Annotated in this window: 1 pseudogene; it reads left to right on the forward strand. The window is 76.0% G+C overall.

Annotated features, from left to right (window positions below):
- Positions 1–163: 163 nt before the first annotated feature.
- Positions 164–696 (forward strand): annotated as a pseudogene (locus G3I40_RS03020) (hypothetical protein); the annotation flags it as partial.

A 696-nucleotide genomic window follows, 5' to 3' on the forward strand; every position in this document is an offset into this window, starting at 1 on the left:
TCCCGGAGACGCCCCGCGCCCATGTCACCGAGACGCCCCGCGCCGACGCCCCGCCCGGCCCGTGCCGCCCGGCGCCGATGTCACCGAGACGCCCCGTCCGCATCGCGGACCAACCGCCAAACCGACTCGCATGCCCACCCCCCTCCTCGCCTACGCTTACCCCGTGACTCCCGCAGAGCTCTCCCACACCGTCCTGCGCGCCGTGCGGCGCGCGGTCGACGACGGTGAGCTCGATGCTGCCGCGGTCGATGAGGGCGGGGCCCGGATCGTCGTCGAGCGGCCGCGGCCCGGCGGTCGTGGTGACTACGCCACGAACGTCGCCCTGCAGCTCGCCGGACCCGCCGGCAGGCCCCCGCGGCAGGTCGCCGACATCCTGTCCCGGCGGCTCGCCGACAGCCCGGGTATCGCCGCCGTCGACGTCACCGGACCGGGGTTCCTCAACCTGACGCTCAGCTCAGGACCCGGGGACTCCCGCGCCGATCTCGTCCGTGCCGTTCGCCGTGACGGCCTCGCGTACGGACACGGCGACGCCCTGCGCGGCAGCCGTATCGACCTGTGCGTCCCGGCCGAGCCGCGCGCCGAACTCCTCGCCGACGTGGTGGCCCGGATCGGCCGCAGCCAGGGCGCCGACGTCCGCGTCACCCACGCGTCCGCGCCGGACGACGTCACCTTCCGTCCCGTCCCCGCCGACCCGCA

Origin of the sequence: Streptomyces sp. SID14478, assembly GCF_010548525.1 — a bacterium.
Lineage (GTDB): Bacteria > Actinomycetota > Actinomycetes > Streptomycetales > Streptomycetaceae > Streptomyces.